The following is a 312-nucleotide window of genomic DNA, read 5'->3' on the forward strand; positions in this document are numbered from 1 at the left end:
CTATCCGGCTCATACAGATAACTGCGATGCCGATCCTTGTGATGCTCGGCAATCAACTTGTTGCCTTGCCAAAAAAACTCCGTGGTAACGCCGTCGACGGTTTTGCTGATGCGCCGTCCAAACGGGTCGTAGCGGTAGCTGGCGGTCTGCCCATTGGGTTTTGTAATACCGATCAGCCGGTGCTGGCCGTCGTAGCGGTATTCGGTGACGAGCGTATGGCCTTTACCGCGCCGCTCACGGATCAAGTTGCCAAAGGCGTCGTAGTCGTAATGCCGGTCACCCTGGATCATCAGGCGGTTGCCGGCGACGATG

General features: G+C 57.4%; 1 pseudogene. It reads right to left on the reverse strand.

What is annotated here, in order from left to right:
• Nucleotides 1-312 (reverse strand): annotated as a pseudogene (locus ACW9IN_RS30140) (RHS repeat domain-containing protein); the annotation flags it as partial.

The organism is Pseudomonas sp. SDO5271_S396 (assembly GCF_054071795.1).